The sequence below is a fragment of the Tenacibaculum agarivorans genome (genome assembly GCF_001936575.1).
Lineage (GTDB): Bacteria > Bacteroidota > Bacteroidia > Flavobacteriales > Flavobacteriaceae > Polaribacter > Polaribacter agarivorans.
Genome location: NZ_MSMP01000005.1, coordinates 149,686 through 166,474, shown reverse-complemented (window position 1 = coordinate 166,474; position 16,789 = coordinate 149,686). Strand labels below are relative to the sequence as shown.

At 31.3% G+C, this 16,789-nt stretch carries 13 protein-coding genes; 1 reads left to right on the top strand and 12 read right to left on the bottom strand.

Annotated features, from left to right (window positions below; translation table 11 throughout):
• Nucleotides 1-6 precede the first annotated feature (6 nt).
• The 11 genes from BVC87_RS05540 to BVC87_RS05490 all read right to left on the bottom strand — a co-directional run bounded on the left by BVC87_RS05540 (nucleotide 7) and on the right by BVC87_RS05490 (nucleotide 15,651).
• Nucleotides 7-759, bottom strand: a complete 753-nt coding sequence (locus BVC87_RS05540; protein WP_075341363.1) for an SDR family NAD(P)-dependent oxidoreductase — start codon at nucleotides 757-759, stop codon at nucleotides 7-9.
• 40 nt (nucleotides 760-799) lie between these two features.
• Nucleotides 800-2,062 carry an MFS transporter gene (locus tag BVC87_RS05535; protein ID WP_075341362.1) on the bottom strand — a complete coding sequence of 421 codons (1,263 nt, stop codon included), beginning with the start codon at nucleotides 2,060-2,062 and terminating at the stop codon, nucleotides 800-802.
• Between the two features lie 180 nt (nucleotides 2,063-2,242).
• A complete protein-coding gene (locus tag BVC87_RS05530; RefSeq protein ID WP_075341361.1) occupies nucleotides 2,243-2,944 on the bottom strand; it encodes a FadR/GntR family transcriptional regulator in 702 nt (233 codons plus the stop codon).
• A gap of 112 nt (nucleotides 2,945-3,056) precedes the next feature.
• The gene (locus BVC87_RS05525) at nucleotides 3,057-3,965 is read right to left on the bottom strand and encodes a polysaccharide lyase family 7 protein (protein ID WP_075341360.1); all 909 of its coding nucleotides are present in this window, start codon (nucleotides 3,963-3,965) and stop codon (nucleotides 3,057-3,059) included.
• Nucleotides 3,966-3,982: 17 nt separating this feature from the next.
• On the bottom strand, nucleotides 3,983-4,987 hold the full coding sequence (locus tag BVC87_RS05520; protein WP_075341359.1) for a PKD domain-containing protein: 1,005 nt from the start codon (nucleotides 4,985-4,987) through the stop codon (nucleotides 3,983-3,985).
• A gap of 19 nt (nucleotides 4,988-5,006) precedes the next feature.
• Nucleotides 5,007-6,434: a RagB/SusD family nutrient uptake outer membrane protein gene (locus BVC87_RS05515; protein ID WP_075341358.1), complete on the bottom strand. Its 1,428-nt coding sequence runs from the start codon at nucleotides 6,432-6,434 to the stop codon at nucleotides 5,007-5,009.
• A gap of 10 nt (nucleotides 6,435-6,444) precedes the next feature.
• Nucleotides 6,445-9,534, bottom strand: coding sequence for a SusC/RagA family TonB-linked outer membrane protein (locus BVC87_RS05510; RefSeq protein WP_075341357.1), 3,090 nt, complete (start codon nucleotides 9,532-9,534; stop codon nucleotides 6,445-6,447).
• Nucleotides 9,535-9,787: 253 nt separating this feature from the next.
• A complete protein-coding gene (locus BVC87_RS05505) occupies nucleotides 9,788-10,138 on the bottom strand; it encodes a cupin domain-containing protein (RefSeq protein WP_075341356.1) in 351 nt (116 codons plus the stop codon).
• Between the two features lie 11 nt (nucleotides 10,139-10,149).
• On the bottom strand, nucleotides 10,150-12,399 hold the full coding sequence (locus BVC87_RS05500) for an alginate lyase family protein (protein WP_234974638.1): 2,250 nt from the start codon (nucleotides 12,397-12,399) through the stop codon (nucleotides 10,150-10,152).
• Between the two features lie 41 nt (nucleotides 12,400-12,440).
• On the bottom strand, nucleotides 12,441-14,741 hold the full coding sequence (locus tag BVC87_RS05495; RefSeq protein ID WP_075341354.1) for a chondroitinase-B domain-containing protein: 2,301 nt from the start codon (nucleotides 14,739-14,741) through the stop codon (nucleotides 12,441-12,443).
• Nucleotides 14,742-14,988: 247 nt separating this feature from the next.
• Nucleotides 14,989-15,651, bottom strand: a complete 663-nt coding sequence (locus BVC87_RS05490) for a TrmH family RNA methyltransferase (RefSeq protein WP_075341353.1) — start codon at nucleotides 15,649-15,651, stop codon at nucleotides 14,989-14,991.
• A gap of 35 nt (nucleotides 15,652-15,686) precedes the next feature.
• On the opposite strand from BVC87_RS05490, the gene BVC87_RS05485 reads away from it, so the two are divergent.
• A complete protein-coding gene (locus tag BVC87_RS05485; protein ID WP_075341352.1) occupies nucleotides 15,687-16,379 on the top strand; it encodes an SIR2 family NAD-dependent protein deacylase in 693 nt (230 codons plus the stop codon).
• On the opposite strand, the gene BVC87_RS05480 is transcribed toward BVC87_RS05485, so the two are convergent.
• The gene (locus BVC87_RS05480) at nucleotides 16,356-16,733 is read right to left on the bottom strand and encodes a lipocalin-like domain-containing protein (RefSeq protein WP_075341351.1); all 378 of its coding nucleotides are present in this window, start codon (nucleotides 16,731-16,733) and stop codon (nucleotides 16,356-16,358) included. The genes BVC87_RS05485 and BVC87_RS05480 overlap by 24 nt on opposite strands.
• Between the last annotated feature and the right edge of the window lie 56 nt (nucleotides 16,734-16,789).

Genomic DNA, 16,789 nt, shown 5'->3' with positions numbered 1-16,789 from the left:
ACTTATTTAGATTCCTAATGCTTGGCCTCCTCCTATTTGAATAGTTTCAGCAGTAATAAAACCAGCATCTTTACTTGCTAGGAAAGAAACCACTCCAGCTACATCTTCTGGTTGTCCTAATCTTCCTAACATAATATTCTTCGCCCAAGAAGCAAATACTTCTGGCTTTGTTGATTTAATTTGCTTGTGAAAATCTGTATCGATTGTACCAGGAGAAACAGCATTTGCTCTAATTCCATACTCAGCTAAATCTTTAGCCAACGCTCTAGTTAATGTATGAACCGCTGCTTTTGATGTTCCATAAATCCCTGCTCCCGGTCCACCAGCATTCCAACCAGCATTTGATGTATAATTAATGATTGATGGATTGTCACTTTTCTTTAAGAATGGTATTGCCGCTCTAGAAGCAAAAAATGCAGAATCTAAATTTAATGCCATAACAAAACGGTAAAAATCAGTAGTCATTTCTTCAAAACGTTGGCGACCACCTAAACCTCCTGCATTATTAACAAGTGTGTCTATTTTACCATACTTTTCACCAATCTTAGTGATGTTTTCGGTTACAGCTTCTTCTTTAGTTACATCGAAACCATAATATTCGGCAGTAATTCCCTCAGAGGTAAGTTCTTCTACTCTCTTTGCTCCCATATCATCTTCAATACCGTTTAATATTACAGTATATCCATCTTTTCCTAATCTCTTTGCTACAGCAAATCCAATTCCTCCAGTAGCTCCAGTAATAACAGCTATTTTACTCATTTTAATTGAAATTTTGATTATTTGTTTTAATTTTTATTATTTACTCTTTTAAGGGTTTAATCTCTTTACACAAAGCATAAATAGCAAGTAGTGATAATGGTGCTAAACATGCTAATATTATAAATGCGGGTGTGTAACTTGTTTTTGTTATTTCTGGTATAAGCCTATTCATGATTATTACAGATATAGCTCCAATACCACCAGCTAAACCAGCTAAAGTTCCTACAGATTTGCCTTTTAATAAATCACTAGAAATAGTTTGTATATTACTTATTGAAAATTGGAATCCGAAAAGAACAATAAAAACGAATACCACAAATTTTTCAGGAGTATCAGCAAAAAGAATTGCGCTTAAAATCCCTACCAATATTATTAAAGTACCAATGGTAATTACTTTTTTTCGTGCAGTATCTAATGTTTTTCTTTCTAAAAGGTATTTTACATACCAACCTCCTGCAATACTACCAATAGCAGCACCTACATATGGAAACCATGCATATAAACCTATTTCTTTAACGTTAAAACCATATTCTTTATTTAGATATATTGGCATCCAAAAAACAAACAGCCACCAAATAGGTTCTATAAAAAAACGAGACAGTAATACTCCCCAAGCCTCTTTATAGCTTAATATTTTTGAGATACTCCATGTGGTATCTTTAGTATCACTACTCACCATTTCTTGTTCATCTGAAAAAATATGATGCTTTTCTTCCTCTGTAATCCAAGGATGTTCTTTAGGTAGTTTTTTATTAAAAATGAGCCACGGGATGATCCATAAAAAACCTAGAATACCAATAATAACGAACGTAACTTTCCAACCATACCCTTCAAATAAACTAGCTATTGTTGGTGCAGCAACTATAGATCCAATAGCTGCTCCTGCATTAAATATTCCTTGGGCAACGGCTCTTTCTTTAATCGGAAACCATTCTGCATTATTCTTTACTGCTCCAGGCCAATTACCAGCTTCTGATACCCCTAATAAACCTCTAAAAATGCTTAATGATGTAACTCCTTTAGCAAAAAAATGTAATAACGAAGCTAATGACCAAAAGAATATAGATAGTACAAAACCGATTTTGGTACCTACTTTATCATAAATTTTTCCAGAAATTAACTTTCCTAAGGCATAGGTAAATGTGAAAATATTGATAATCCAAGCATAATCTTCTTCCGTCATTCCTAAGTCATCTCGCATAGCTGGCCACATTATACCTAATGCTGATCTATCTATATAATTGATTATTGTTGCAAGACAAACTAATCCAATAATCCACCATCTAAGTCCTTTAATTTTCATTTTAGTTTAAAATTTTAATATGATATGTTTGGTTGAGTGTTTAACTTTTTGCGTAATTTTTGACATAAATATCCTAGGAAAGCATATTTTATATATGTTTCTTTATGTTATTTTAGAATGTCTTTTTTGCTAAATTACTTACAGACTCTGCTATATTTTTTAGAACTACTAACCTTGTTTCTAAACATTATAACAGTATTGATATAGTAGTTTAAAGTGTTCTTTCATTTTTTGTTTAGCCAGCTGAGGGTCTTGATTTTTTATAGCTTCATAAATATCATAATGCTCTTGTATACCTTTAAAGGACATATCTTTATCACAGACATGATATTTCTCAAAATTTGTAATGATACCAGGAGTAATCATCAACATAAAGGTATTAATAGTACTGTTTCCGCTTGCTTTGGCAATAGCCAAATGAAAAAGTAAATCTTCTTGAACAGCTTCTTCACCTCTATGAACTTTATCAGTATAAGCTTCTAACATTTTTTCCATGGCTTCTAAATCCTCTTCGGTTCTTCGTAAAGCAGCCAATCTAACAGTTTTGAGTTCTAATAAAATCCTAGTTTCTACTAAAGATTTAAAACTAGGCTCTTCTAACCTCAAAATATCATCGATCATACCATTTAAGGCTGTTATTCCGATATTAGCTACAAAAGTGCCACTTTGAGGAATTGAAGTTAGTAACTCATAAAATTCTAGTTTTTGAATTGCTTCTCTGATATTTCCTCTTGAAACTCCAAATTTTTCAGACAACATTCTCTCTGAAGGTAACTTATCTCCAGGTTCAAGATTTTTAAAATTTATTAAATCTCTGATTTGAGAAATAATTGTTTTTTGAACCTTTTGATTTTCATTACTTGTCAGTATATCTAATTTCATTTTCTTTGTCTTTAAAATTGGTTAACCAGCTCTTAACTCACAAATTTAACAAATTACGCTTATTAAATTTTAATTACACTTGCTATTTTTCTCTAAAGTTAAAGTTAAAAAATTAATGTGAAATTTTTAACTCGTAATAATTAACCTTAGCATAAGCCTCTTTATCTCTGGTTTGAAAGTAATTACCTGCCTTAAAGTAATTTTCAAATATTCGCCATCTTTTCATGTGAACATTATCGTACACTTTAAATTCGTTATTATTCAAACTTACTACCATTTTACCGTCGGTTACTTTTACCTCCAATGTGAATTTTTTAAACCCTACTTTTTCCTTAAATGTAAATCCTTTATCATCTCCCCAAGCGTCTTTATGCAATAACTCTTTGTCTGTTGCATTCAGGTTTTTTAGCACTTTTGTTTTCACTCTGATTTTTCCATTTTTCCAGTAGATTTTTAGAATTGGGGGAGCATTATTATCTTTCTGTCCTATCAATTCCTTTTGTTCGTTAGTTAATCTACCATGAATTTGCATCACAATAGTTTTATGATATTCTCCTTTTTTATTCTTTGATATTTCCCCTATTGAAAGTTTACCTTTCATTCTTCCTCCTTCTTTGAATGTCCAGTTTACAGTATTGTCTCCTGGTTTCATTTGTTCTCTTAGCTCTGAACGAGAATATTTAGTATTACTCGTAGTTACTTGAGGAGTTGCATAAAACACTAAAGCTCCTTTTATTGAATCATTATACATATACTTTTTAAGTAATGTATTATTTGCATAATCAAAGATTTCAGGTGGTTGAAATTCGTAAGGCCTTCCATTTGATTTTCCTTCAGGTATGGTAACTTTCCAATGTGAAAGGTCTATTTTAGGAAGCTTTATTTTTTTATTTCGTTTCTTTTTTCTTGTACGTTTTTCTTCAACATTCAAGTCTGAAATGCTATTATTTTGGCCAATAGCATTTGCAGACATAAATATAATTATAACAATGGACACTATATTTTTAAGAATGTTTTTCATGTTAACTATCAAAAGAATTATTTGTTAATCGCGGTAATCGTAACAGTATCTATTCGTATTTCTTCATCTCCACTGTTGTAACCAAAGTCTCCTCCATTACCTCCAGTAGCAGGTCCTCCAATACCTCTTAAGAATAATGCAACACTATCATTAGCTCCTGAATTAAAAGTAAATGTGTAGGTTACATAACTATCATCTACTGGATTAGCAATACTTTCATTTAATAGGTTATTAGCTGCTGTTTCTACCTGAGCTATAGATGTATACCCCCAATTATCTTGCGGAAATTCAGCTGTATCTGTATAATATACTGGAGTATATCCACCTACATAACCTGATCCTGATAATACTCTCACTTCTAAAACACTAGTTGGAGCTGCACCTCCTGACGGCTCCTTAAAAGAAGCTAGTACTGTTATTGTATAATCAGCATTAGGAACCACCTCAAATTCTTGGTAAGCATGATCTGGTTCAATATTATCTAATTTCAACACATTATCAGATCCTCCATTACCAGAGCTAGATTCACCTTGATCTCCTAAACTTTTATTAATCCATGCAGAGCATGCACAATCAGAACCTGATGATTTTGGTAATTTTGTAAAATCTGCATTCACAATTACAGGATCAGGAGTATCGGGTTGTTCAGGTTCTACAACTTCTATTTCTTTTGAAATGGTACTTTCAACACCTAAAGCATCAGAAGCTGTTAATGTTACTGTGTACTTACCTTCACCAGGATAATCATTAACTCCATCAACATCAGTAGATGTGTTTCCATCTCCAAAATCCCATTGGTACGTTGTAGCACTTACAGATAGATTTGCAAAATTATATCTCTTAAAATCTACAGTGCTTTGTGAAGCTTCAAATTCAGCTGAAGGAGGTGTTTTATCTTCAATAGAACCTTCTTCAGGAAGTTCAAATTCAAAAGATTCACAAGCGCTGAATGAGAATAAAGCTATACTCAAGAAGATTACTAAGAAGTGATATTTTTTAAATAATTTATCTTTAGTTTTCATTTTAAAATTATTTTTTTGATTAATAACCAGGGTTTTGATTTAAAACTCCTTTACCTAAATTCACTTCTCTTTGAGGAATAGGTAATAACAGATCTGTTGCACTAAAACTTCTACCTGTATTGGTTGCAAAGTTTGATAGAACCTCTTGTGCTTTATTGAATCGTAACAAGTCGAATAAACGGTGATTTTCGTAAGCTAATTCAACGCGTCTTTCTAATAATAATTCATCTTTAGTAATTGAAGTAACAGGCGTAGTAAGACCAGCACGATCTCTTACCTTTTGAAATGATTCTAAAGCAGCTGGTACTGATGTATCGTTATTAGTTGCCATAATAGCCTCAACATGCATCAGAAGTACATCTGCATATCGTAATACAATCCAATCGTTACCTGCTTGAGTTGGATTACTTGAGGTAGGATCTATTCCTAAACTTGAATCTCCGTCTGGTATATATTTTACAACTTGAAATTTTGTAGGTTGTGTAACATCTACTCTGTATGAAAATTGTGCTCTATTTCCTCCAAAATTATCTAATGCTTCTTTAGAGTCTGGAGTCGCATAATTTACACCACTTGTTCTTCCTACAGCATTTAACCATTCTGCTGAAAAATTTTGACTGTTTAATGCATCATCTCCATTATACCCTATAACAAATAGTACTTCACTATTCCCTTCATTAAAAAAGATATCTTTAAAGTTAGTTTCTAAGCTAAATTGAGATGAATTGATAATATCTTCACACAATTGTTGCGCTTGTAAGTAACGTTTATTTTCTGTAGTCATATATACCTTAGCTAATAAAGCTTGAGCTGCTGCTTTAGAAGCGCGATACTGACTATCATTAGTTAAGCTATTGATTGCAAATTCTAAATCTGATTCTATTAAAGCATACACTTCACTTTGAGGCTTTTGTGTAAATTGTATTTCTTTATCTTCAGGAGAAATTACTCTATCCACTAATGGAATGTTTCCGAACAAACGTACTAAATTGAAATAAGCATAAGCTCTAACAAATTTAGCTTCTCCTTCAAATTGACCTCTTTTTGCATCTGAAGCATTTCCTAAGTTTTCTAAAATCACATTTGCTCTAAAAATGATATTATAAAAACTACGATAGTAATCATCTACTATTCCATTTGTAGCTTCAATTGCAAAATCTTCAAATTGTGCTGCTTCTCCTTCACTACTCTTAGTTTCAGTATTATCACTACGCATTTCAGTCACATAAAATTCAACTTGAATTCCATGATTGTCATTAGATCTAGTAGAGTTAATACCTTGAATACCATCATACATATTTACTACTCCAAGTTCTATTTCATCATCATTAGCATAGAAAGTTTCGCCATTAGGAACATTAATGGGTTTAAGGTCAAGAAAATCATCATTACAAGACACTATTACAGTAATGATTAGTATTGAGAATATATATTTTAGTTTTTTCATTGCTGTTGGTTTAAAATTCTAGATTAACACCTAATGATACTGTTCTAAATATTGGAGAACCTGCTCTCTGATAACCGTAAGTTAATGGCCCTGTATTTTCTACAAACTCTGGATTAAATCCTGTATAGTTATCTGCGGTGAAATACAATAAATTTTGACCCGTAACATAAATTCTTGCTTTTGAAATAAATTCGAAAGAATCTGGTAAACTATTTGAGAAATTATATCCCATATTCACATTTCTTAATGTTATGTAAGATGCATCTTGGATTATTGAATTTGTGAATATTTTTTGTCTGATAAATTCTTGATTTGGAGTTGTAGCTGTGTTAAAATCTTGAGAGCTATTAAAATGATTGAATAAATATTGATCTCCCATATTTCTAACTTCTGCTCCATGACTACCTTGCCACATAAAACTTAAATCAAAATTCTTATAACGAACATTATTAGTAAAACTCCAAACTAAATCTGGGTATGGATTACCTAAAATCGTTTTATCATCATCGTCTATTAAACCATCTCCATTAAGATCTTTTACATACACATCTTGAGCCTCACCACCTACTGGATGAAAAGGATTATTAATAAATTCTAAAGGAATTTCTTCATCTACTACCCAACCATAAAATGAAGCTACTGGATTTCCTACTAAATTGATCCATTCTGCAGCTCTTTTTGAATCTACATTTAATATTTGACCATTAGAATCTCCGAAATCTAAAAGTTCATTTTCATTCACCGATGCTAAAATTGTTGACGACCATGTAAAATCTTCATTTGAAATATTACGCGTTCTCAATTCAGCTTCAAAACCTCTATTTTCTGATTTACCAAGGTTAACTAAACCATTAGAAAAACCTGTTGTACTTGACACTGGGTTGAATAACAACTGTTGATCATTTGTTTTCTGATATACATCTATCGATCCTGAAATTCTATTGTTAAGAATACCAAAATCTAATCCTAAGTTGATTTCTTGCGAGCGCTCCCATTTTAAATCAGGATTTGCTAAATTACTTGGATTAAAACCTGGGGCTATAGTACCATTACCGTCTAAAATTGCCTGACTAGACTGTAACAAAGCTGCAAAAGGATAAGAATTAGTTATGTTACTACCAGTACTTGTTCTATTGTTACCACTTAAACCATAACTAGCTCTTAATTTTAAATTGGAAATTACTTCGCTATCTTCTAAGAAACTTTCATTACTAGCAATCCAACCTATTGAAGCAGCTGGGAAATCACCAAATTTATTATTTGGACCAAAAACAGAGCTACCGTCTCTTCTATAACTTAAGGATAGTAAATATCTATCATCATATGCGTAATTTATCCTTCCAAATAAAGACACAAAACCTGTTTTATATTGTTCAGAAAGTCTAGCTGAAATATTTTCTGCAGCCCCTAAAGTTTGTGAAATATCTGAAGCAAAACCTGTACCTGTAACAGATTGAAAATCAAAATCAAAATTCTCAGTAGAAAAACCTGCTACTGCATTAAAGTTATGGGCTTCTCCAAATACCTTTTTATACGTAAAGTAATTATCATTTACTAAATGTATTCTGTTAAAACCAGTTAGCGTTAAAAACGCTGCATCAGCACCATTTCTATTGGCTTCTACTCCTGAATAACGAAATCCATTACTTTGTTCGTAATCACCAGAAAAAGATGTTTTAAACTCTAATCCATCAATAATTTTATAGTTTAAATATACAGAACCAAATAAACGAAATCGATCTTGGGTACGGTTTCTTTCCAGTACTTTAGCTGCCGGATTTGTATTTGATGAGTTACTAATATCTGTACCTCCTGATACTATAGGCTGTCCTGTTACTAAATCATAATCATCAAACATACGTTGAACTGCGTAATCTCCTATTTGAACATTAGCCCATTTACCATTATCTCTTAATCGGTTAACAAATTGTATATTATTTTCATCAATATATAAAGGTAACCAAGAAGGTTGTCTTAAAATATCATGCACAGAACCATCGAAACGTCTTCTTTTCGTGAATGTTGGTGTAACACTAAAACCTACTTTTATTTTTTTAGAAAGTTTTGTATCAACTTTCAATTTCAAATTATATCTCTCAAAATTATCTGTTAGTAAAACCCCTTCATCTTTTAAGTATCCAAGATTTGTACTAAATTTTGTTTTATCGTTCCCCCCTCTTGCGCTAAATGAATGACTAGTAATAGTACCTCCATCGAAGATGACATCTTGCCAACTTCTATCTGTACCTATAAGTAATTTATATCGTGTTCTATCTGATAATCCACCACTAAAAGCTTGTTCTGCAGCCGCTGTTTGAGCCAATGAAAAATCATAAGCATCTGAACGTCTAGCCTCTTTAAATCCAGTAAATGTGCTATATGAAAATTTTGTTTTCCCTTCTTTTCCTGATTTTGTTGTGATTTGTATTACACCATTCGAACCTCTTGAACCATAAATTGCGGTAGAAGCTGCATCTTTTAATACATCAAAAGATTCTACATCATTCATATCTAAAGTTGCCATAAAATCATTAGCTACTACTAATCCATCAACAACAATTAAAGGATCTGAATTTCCTGAAATAGAACCTGTACCTCTAATACGTATTGTGGGTGCCGAACCAGCTTCCCCCTCAGTAGCTTGTATATTTACCCCAGACACTTGACCAACTAATGCATCATCAACACGGGAAACCCCAACCTGTTCTAAGTTTTTATTTACTAATTTGGATACTGCTCCAGTTATGTTTGATTTTTTTTGTGTACCATAACCTACAACTACTACTTCATCTAGTAAATTCGCATCTTGTTTTAACTTTACTTCTAGTCTAACGTTACTTTTTACTGTAATTAGCCTAGTTACATATCCTAAATTTGAAAATTGTAGCACATCTCCTTCTTTAGCTTTTAAAGAAAAATTACCATCAAAATCTGTAGATGTACCTTTTTCTGTTCCGAAAATGATGACATTCACCCCTGGTATAGGCAATCCATCTTCATCCCCTAAGACAGTACCACTAACATCAAAGCTCTCTTGAGCGACAATAGCCATACAATAAAGTAGCATAGCCATAAAAGTTAATTTTGTTCGTAAGTTCATAATTTAATGTTTGTTTGTAATAATTTGATCTTACACAAACACAAAATTGCAGTTCAATAATTGCAAATAATATAAATTCATTATTTTTGTATTGCAATTGCGTTTTTGCATTTGTAATTTCTTCCCGCCGAAAGGAAGTTAACTATAAGGATAGCCGACCATCTATCCTTATTTTTTATGTTTTTAAATTGGTTTACCAATTTGGTTAACCAAATATAAATGTAATTTTTCTTAATTCAAAAGAAAACCTATATTATTTTGTCATAAAATCCTCTCTAATAGGACTAAATACATCAATTAACACTCCTGCCTCTCTACATATAGCTCCATGCATTACGTGCGGTGGTATATAAAAGCAATCACCCCCTTTTAGTATTTTAGTTTCTTTACCAATCGTAAGTTGAAAAGATCCACTTTCTACATAAGTTACTTGTGAATGATAATGCTCATGCATTGGCCCAACTCCACCAACTTCGAAATGTACTTTAACAAGCATAATTTCATTATTATATCCCATTATTTTACGTTTAACGCCTTCACCTACTGTTTCCCATTCTATTTCATCTCCGAATAGAAACTCCTTACTTGCTTCAAATGTTTTCATTGGTTTATGATTTAATTATTAAAATAATAAGGACCTGACCATTGATAGTCCGTATTATTGATATTTAATTTATGATTTGCTATGTCTGATGCATTTTGATTTGAAACAATGAAAACTTTCTTTGTTCCATTTTTGAAATGAATTTCTACACTAGTATACTCTTCCGTATCCAACAATACTTCAATGTTTTTTATTTCACTATATGAATTTAAAGCAGCTTCAGTAACTGGATTATAAATACCATGGGATTCTAAGATATTTACATACAAAACAGTTGAAGTATTTTCTTTACGTTGGATTATTACGGGATCATTTCGTAAATTAAAACTAGGATCATTTGCTCCAATACTTCCCAAAATAAAAGTATCGTTTGATGTGTTTGCAGAGGATAATGAATAGAATGTTTTATGGTGTAACCATGTGAATTGGGAAAATTGTTCTTTCGATTTTCCTTGGGCTTCTTTCCATAGGTGTTGATATCCATTGCTGTCACCTAAAGGCGATAAACTTGTGAACTTTTTAAAATCGATAGTTGATGAAATATATTGACCAAAATAGTAATAGGGTAAGTCGTATTTATGTTTTTGATCTGAGTTTACTCTATATACATCTATTATAAATGGTTTTGCTAAATCTTCATCGGAAACTAAAGCCATTGTTCTATGCATTTTAGTTCCTTTATATGCATTATTTTCTTTCGCACTTACGATTTGAAATTTTGGATTAGAAACATTAAAAAAATACTTATCTGAATGATGTTTACTACTTTCCTTATATTTTCCTTTGTATTGAGATTCTTCATTTATCGCAATAGTATTATGAGCAATAGTCTGTTTGGCCCAAGTTTTATTTTCTTTTAAATATCCTCCCCCATTTTTCTGTTCTACATTTACATAACGTACTAGACCGTAATCTTGAATTACTTCTTCACCATTTTCATAGAATGAAAAAGAAAGTTTATCAAAATGTCCATGACTCAAACCATGAGCCGAGTATTTCATGACTAAAGTTAATTTTTGATCATTAATACTTGTTCTTAAAATTCCTACTCCACCTTTATCTCCTTTTGCTCCATCACGTAGTTCAATAGATTTTTTTTCAAAAGGTAACTCTTGATCATTATAAATAGCAGTAGCAACTGCCATCCCTGCTTCATCTAATTGTACTTTATTTTGTGCTTTTGCTATAGAAAGTAATTTTCGATCTTGATCTCCGTAGAAATAAGCAATATCAACAGCAGAAACCAAAGATTCTGTATGGTAAGACATCCCCTTTTGACCGTCGTTTAAAGGAAAAAATTCTCCGTCTTCATCCGATAAGTTTATAATAGCATCAACCGATTTTATTAAAACACCATCTTTATATTTAAAAATATCTAGTTCTGGCTTTTTATTTTGAAGTGCTTGCGCAAATATCAAAAAAGGATACATTGCGTATCTCTGATAATAAGGACCTTCAGTATAGTAACCATCTGGAGAAAAAGGACTATCTAAATTTGCTAAAAAACCTGATTTACCTTCTTTATTTTTAATGAATCCTCCGTCATTATCCTTAGCATCAGTAGCAATACCATCGTTTTCAATTCCATAAAGTGCGCGATTTACTAATACTTCATCATCCATTACCAAACCTATCATTCCCACAGCAACACAACCCCAAGTACTATGATTGTGAATACGATTAAAAAACTGAGGTGTTTCCACAGACAGAAAATCTGCAAATGGTTTAAATAAATTTTTCTCTAAAAAATCCCTATCCTCTTTTGATAACCAACCATAAATACAGTCATAAGCTTGGCTTGTATATACCAACCAATTGGCATCATTCAAACACTGCCAAAAAATTTTCCCTCTTGCATATGATCTTTCTTGTGGATGTCTTTGTAAGTTTGGATATAATTCCGCATACTTCATCAGCATATCCTTGATATAGATAGCATATGTATCATCATTTAAAATTTGAAATAACATTCCGGCTTTATGCATCATCACATAGTTTTTTTTATGTTGAGTATGCGTATATCCTCCTGCCATATCCTTTGGTATAGGAACATTTATTCCTTTGATAATTGCTTTATCTACTTCTTCTTTTGTTTTTGCTAAAGTTTCATCAAAAAGCGGTGCTTTTCCTAATTGCTTTCTAATCTCTTGTACACCTTTTACAGTTAGTGCTACATTTGGATGTTTAAATGTATTGACCTTATTTTCTCTATTATTATCTTTTTTATGTTGACTTTCATTACAAGAAATGAGAGACAACATGAAAATGATAATCAATGTTTTATAATTGTATAACATAGAGGTTAGTAAATTAATTTTTGAGATAAATTTTCTTCTACTTTAATTTTTCCTGAGTTTTGTATCGTATTGTTAACAGACTTTTGTCCTTTTGCTCCCCAAAGAATAGCTGTAAATTTGGGTGAATTATTGATAAACGAGTTATTCTCAAATTCTAAATTAACAATCCCTCTATTTTTTATTAATATTCCATTGAGTTCGCTTTTCCCGCAATTAGTAAAGGTATTTTTCTTTACTATTAAATTACCTCCAATTGTCGATTCGTCATATCCTCCTCTGTAGTAATTGATCACATCTTTAGCTATATTGGAAAATTTAGAATTTTCGATAGTTAAAAATTCTGCATTATAATCTCCTTTATCATCTATTTCTTTATTTAATAAAATACCATACTTACAATTCGTAAGCTCAGAATTTGTTATACTAATTTCATCAGCAAAAGATCCTTTAGTTGCTTCAAATATGGTTTTAAAATTAGATACTTGAGTATTATCTACAAACAAGTTATAGGTTGTGTACATATTTTCATCTAGTGTCGAAAATGCTTTTTGCGTTCCATCACCTAATAATTCAACATTCGTAAGTTTTAAATTTGAGTTAGGATATAATTTAAATCCTGAAGCTTCTCCTGTAAAATGTAGTTGTGCTCTCTCTTCTTTATTTTTTGAAGTAATTACTATTTCAGTTTTTATTGATACAGGAGTAGTAATTGTATAATTTTTAGCCGTTAATAGTATAGTATCTCCAATGTCAGAATTCTCAATTGCTTTTAAAAACTCTTCTGAATTATTTGCTTCTGTTTGCTTTGGTTGTTTTCTTTTTACATTAGGATTAAACCAGTTTGTACCATATATTTTATAATCTATTTCTCCTTTGATATTATTGAACTGACTGATAGCTCCAATCGTAATATTCTCTCTAGAGCGTCCAAATAAATCAGTTCTAATATTCTTATCAAAATCGAAGCCTGTATATCCTTCTTTTAGTTGAGAATTTGGGAATAAAAGCCAATCACTATACCTTTCCATTTCAATTTTTTCACTAATCACCCCTTCTTTTGTAATTACAGTATTAAAAGGATGACTTGATATATTTTTGTAAAAATTTATCCCATCTACATCATCATAAGCAACAATTAAACTATCTGAAGTATTTTCACTATACATAATATTGTTAGCTATAATAATACGCTCCGGTCTTGCTGACCTGATTTCAGAAGCAGGCAAAACATCTTTTTGCTCTAGATTTGCTCCTACACTAAAGTGGAATGGTGACTTACAATTCATCCAAGTATTATTAGCCACCACCACATCAGTTACTTGATTGTATCTATTTAATGGGGATTTAGGAATACCATTCATAACCGCTAATGGAGCACGAAACTCATTACCTCTTAAGTTATAGAAATAATTATTTGTGATCCAATGCCCTGTATTAATTACTCTAATTCCGCCTATGAAATTAGAATCATCACTACCAATAAAAATATTACCGTTTATTTTGTTATAATTTCCATGTCTTAATACCAAAGAACCTTCACATTGATCAAAAATGTTATAATTAAATTCATTAAAGTTAGATTTGCTTGAGATGATTTCTACTTCTCCATTGCACTTTTCAAAGTAGTTTTTCTCTACTTTAACATAAGCAGGAGTCATAGAAGTATAACTATCTCCAATTTGCATGGTTTCTGCCCTTGGTCCTCCTTTTCTTGGACGTGGTCCAAAATGATTGGCAAAAATTTTATGATATGTATTTACATTTTCGTTTCCTTTTAAGAAAACTCTAAGTGTAGGTCCTTGATTAGATTTACCTGAGATATAACAATGATCTAATTGATTATGTTGCCCCCAAAATTCTATCCAATGGTCTTTTTTATCTCTATTAGGTTGTGTAAAGTTTTTAATTACACAATTGGTAACAATGCAGTGCTTAGCAATTTTATTATTATCAATTTTATACCTAATAACCGCTTTATCTGTAGTATAACCATCGGTAAAATACAATCCTTCAACTTTTAAATACTCCCCACCTAGTTTTAAAAATGATTTCCCCGTTATTATTACTTCGCCATCAGTTTCTGCTCTTAATGTTATTGGTGCTTCTTTGGTACCTAAACCATAAAATTTAAGCTCTAAATTTTTCCATTCACCATTAGCCATAACAATAACATCTCCTGGTTTTGCACTTTTAATCGCTTTTACTAATGCTTCTTTAGTTTCAACTTGTATATTATTATAAGAAGTAGCTGTTTTACAACAATAAAAAGTGATTACAGTAAAAAGAGATATTAAAAATTTTTTCATTTCAAGATTTAATTATAAAAACAAAATAAGTTAAAAAGTACCTGTATAAGTTTTTAGATTTTAGTTTTTAAAACTGGTTTACCAATTTGGTTTACCAAACATATGGATAATTTACGATTCAACAAAAATTAAGCTAATTTTTTTTCAAAAAATAAAATTTATTCAATAAATCTTATTGATTTTAAACAATAAGGAATAAGCCTTTTGTATAAAATTAATTATCTAATTATTTTATGTAGAATTACTTCTACTGAAAGTAAGTATTTTTGAATTTCTCTACATTTTTAATAGACTTTTCTATCCAAAGAGCATAGATTTCTAATTTCTCCTGATCTGTTAACTGCCAAGCAATATCAGATTTTCGTAATCGTGTAGTAATATCTTGTAAAATTATAGCTGCGGCTACAGAAATATTTAAACTTTCTGTAAAACCAACCATAGGCACTTTTAAATACCCATCCGCATTTTCTAACATAAAATCTGATACCCCTTCTCGCTCAACTCCAAACACAAATGCTGATTTTTTAGTAATATCAAAATCTGATAGGTAACATGAATCATTATGAGGTGTCGTTGCTATTATTTGATATCCTTTTTGTTTCAGTGTATCAAAACATTCTTTAGTATTATTCGTTTCCGATTTAAATCGATGAAAATCGAGCCATTTCTGGCTTCCTTTAGCTATTTTTCGAGAAACCTTATTGACATAACTATTTTCTATGGTATATACATCTTGAAGTCCAAATACATCACAACTTCTCATAACAGCACTAGCATTGTGAGGTTGAAAAACATTTTCTAAAACTACAGTAAAATGACGCGTTCTTTGAGATAATACCTCTTTAAATGTATTTTTTCTATTCTCTGTTACGTATTGCTCAAGATAAGCCAATAAATCTTCATCAATCATAGCACAAACTTATAAAAATTATTACTTTTAATTCCATGAAAAATTTGGTTGTACTTACTGGTGCTGGAATAAGTGCCGAAAGCGGAATTAATACATTTAGAGATGCTGATGGTCTATGGGAAGGTCATGATATTATGGAAGTTGCTTCTCCACAGGGTTTTGAAAACAATCCTGAGTTGGTTTTGGATTTTTATAATCAGCGTAGAAGACAATTATCTGATGTGCAACCTAATAAAGCGCATTATAATTTAAAAAAATTAGAAGAAAAGTTTAAGGTATCTATAGTAACTCAAAACGTCGATGATTTACATGAAAGAGCTGGTAGTAGTGATATCACTCATTTACATGGTGAATTAGTAAAAGCTAGAAGTTCTGTGAATGAAAATTTAATTTGTGAGTGGAGAAACGATATTATATTGGGTGATAAAGCGGAAGATGGTTCTCAATTACGTCCTCATATTGTTTGGTTTGGAGAACAAGTACCTATGCTTGATCTAGCAGTTTCTATTACTGAAAAGGCAGATATTTTAGTTATTATTGGTACTTCCATGCAAGTATACCCAGCGGCTAGTTTAGTGAATTTTATTCAACCTGATACCCCTATTTATTTTATCGACCCTAATCCTAATATAAATAAAAACGCCTTTGATAACTTAACAATTATCAAAGACGTTGCGTCTTCTGGTACAGATGAACTTTTAGTGTTACTTAATGAAAGTAATCATTAAGTTATCATCTGCATTTTCTAGGTCTTCTATTAATTCAACGATAAGTTTATCGTCAGATACTTCTATTACTCTATGGAAAATAGTTTCAGATCCAGAAAGCTTAATCATTTTCTTATCGTTATCATAAGTCCAAGAGAACATTTTAGAATCACCGAAATGATTTTCTTCTACTTTACCATCTTCAGAAAAAGCTAACCACTCGTCAGTTTTATTAATTGACATTTCTGGTTCTTCGCCTTTTTCTTGAATTGACTCAATAAACCATTTTCCTGAAGTTAAAATGCTTTTAACGTCTTGAGCTTCCGCCGTGAAAGCCATTAAACCTAAAAATAATGCTACAATAAATTTCTTCATTTTGATAGATTGTGTTTTTACTCAAAAATAAACAAAAGTTGGACCAAAATGGTGAT

What these genes read in the sequence shown, in the direction of transcription:
- BVC87_RS05505 (WP_075341356.1), bottom strand. Translation starts at nt 10,138, where the DNA reads ATGAAAACATTTGAAGCAAGTAAGGAGTTTCTATTCGGAGATGAAATA.
- BVC87_RS05540 (WP_075341363.1), bottom strand. Translation starts at nt 759, where the DNA reads ATGAGTAAAATAGCTGTTATTACTGGAGCTACTGGAGGAATTGGATTT.
- BVC87_RS05490 (WP_075341353.1), bottom strand. Translation starts at nt 15,651, where the DNA reads ATGATTGATGAAGATTTATTGGCTTATCTTGAGCAATACGTAACAGAG.
- BVC87_RS05510 (WP_075341357.1), bottom strand. Translation starts at nt 9,534, where the DNA reads ATGAACTTACGAACAAAATTAACTTTTATGGCTATGCTACTTTATTGT.
- BVC87_RS05500 (WP_234974638.1), bottom strand. Translation starts at nt 12,399, where the DNA reads ATGTTGTCTCTCATTTCTTGTAATGAAAGTCAACATAAAAAAGATAAT.
- BVC87_RS05515 (WP_075341358.1), bottom strand. Translation starts at nt 6,434, where the DNA reads ATGAAAAAACTAAAATATATATTCTCAATACTAATCATTACTGTAATA.
- BVC87_RS05535 (WP_075341362.1), bottom strand. Translation starts at nt 2,062, where the DNA reads ATGAAAATTAAAGGACTTAGATGGTGGATTATTGGATTAGTTTGTCTT.
- BVC87_RS05525 (WP_075341360.1), bottom strand. Translation starts at nt 3,965, where the DNA reads ATGAAAAACATTCTTAAAAATATAGTGTCCATTGTTATAATTATATTT.
- BVC87_RS05485 (WP_075341352.1), top strand. Translation starts at nt 15,687, where the DNA reads ATGAAAAATTTGGTTGTACTTACTGGTGCTGGAATAAGTGCCGAAAGC.
- BVC87_RS05495 (WP_075341354.1), bottom strand. Translation starts at nt 14,741, where the DNA reads ATGAAAAAATTTTTAATATCTCTTTTTACTGTAATCACTTTTTATTGT.
- BVC87_RS05480 (WP_075341351.1), bottom strand. Translation starts at nt 16,733, where the DNA reads ATGAAGAAATTTATTGTAGCATTATTTTTAGGTTTAATGGCTTTCACG.
- BVC87_RS05530 (WP_075341361.1), bottom strand. Translation starts at nt 2,944, where the DNA reads ATGAAATTAGATATACTGACAAGTAATGAAAATCAAAAGGTTCAAAAA.
- BVC87_RS05520 (WP_075341359.1), bottom strand. Translation starts at nt 4,987, where the DNA reads ATGAAAACTAAAGATAAATTATTTAAAAAATATCACTTCTTAGTAATC.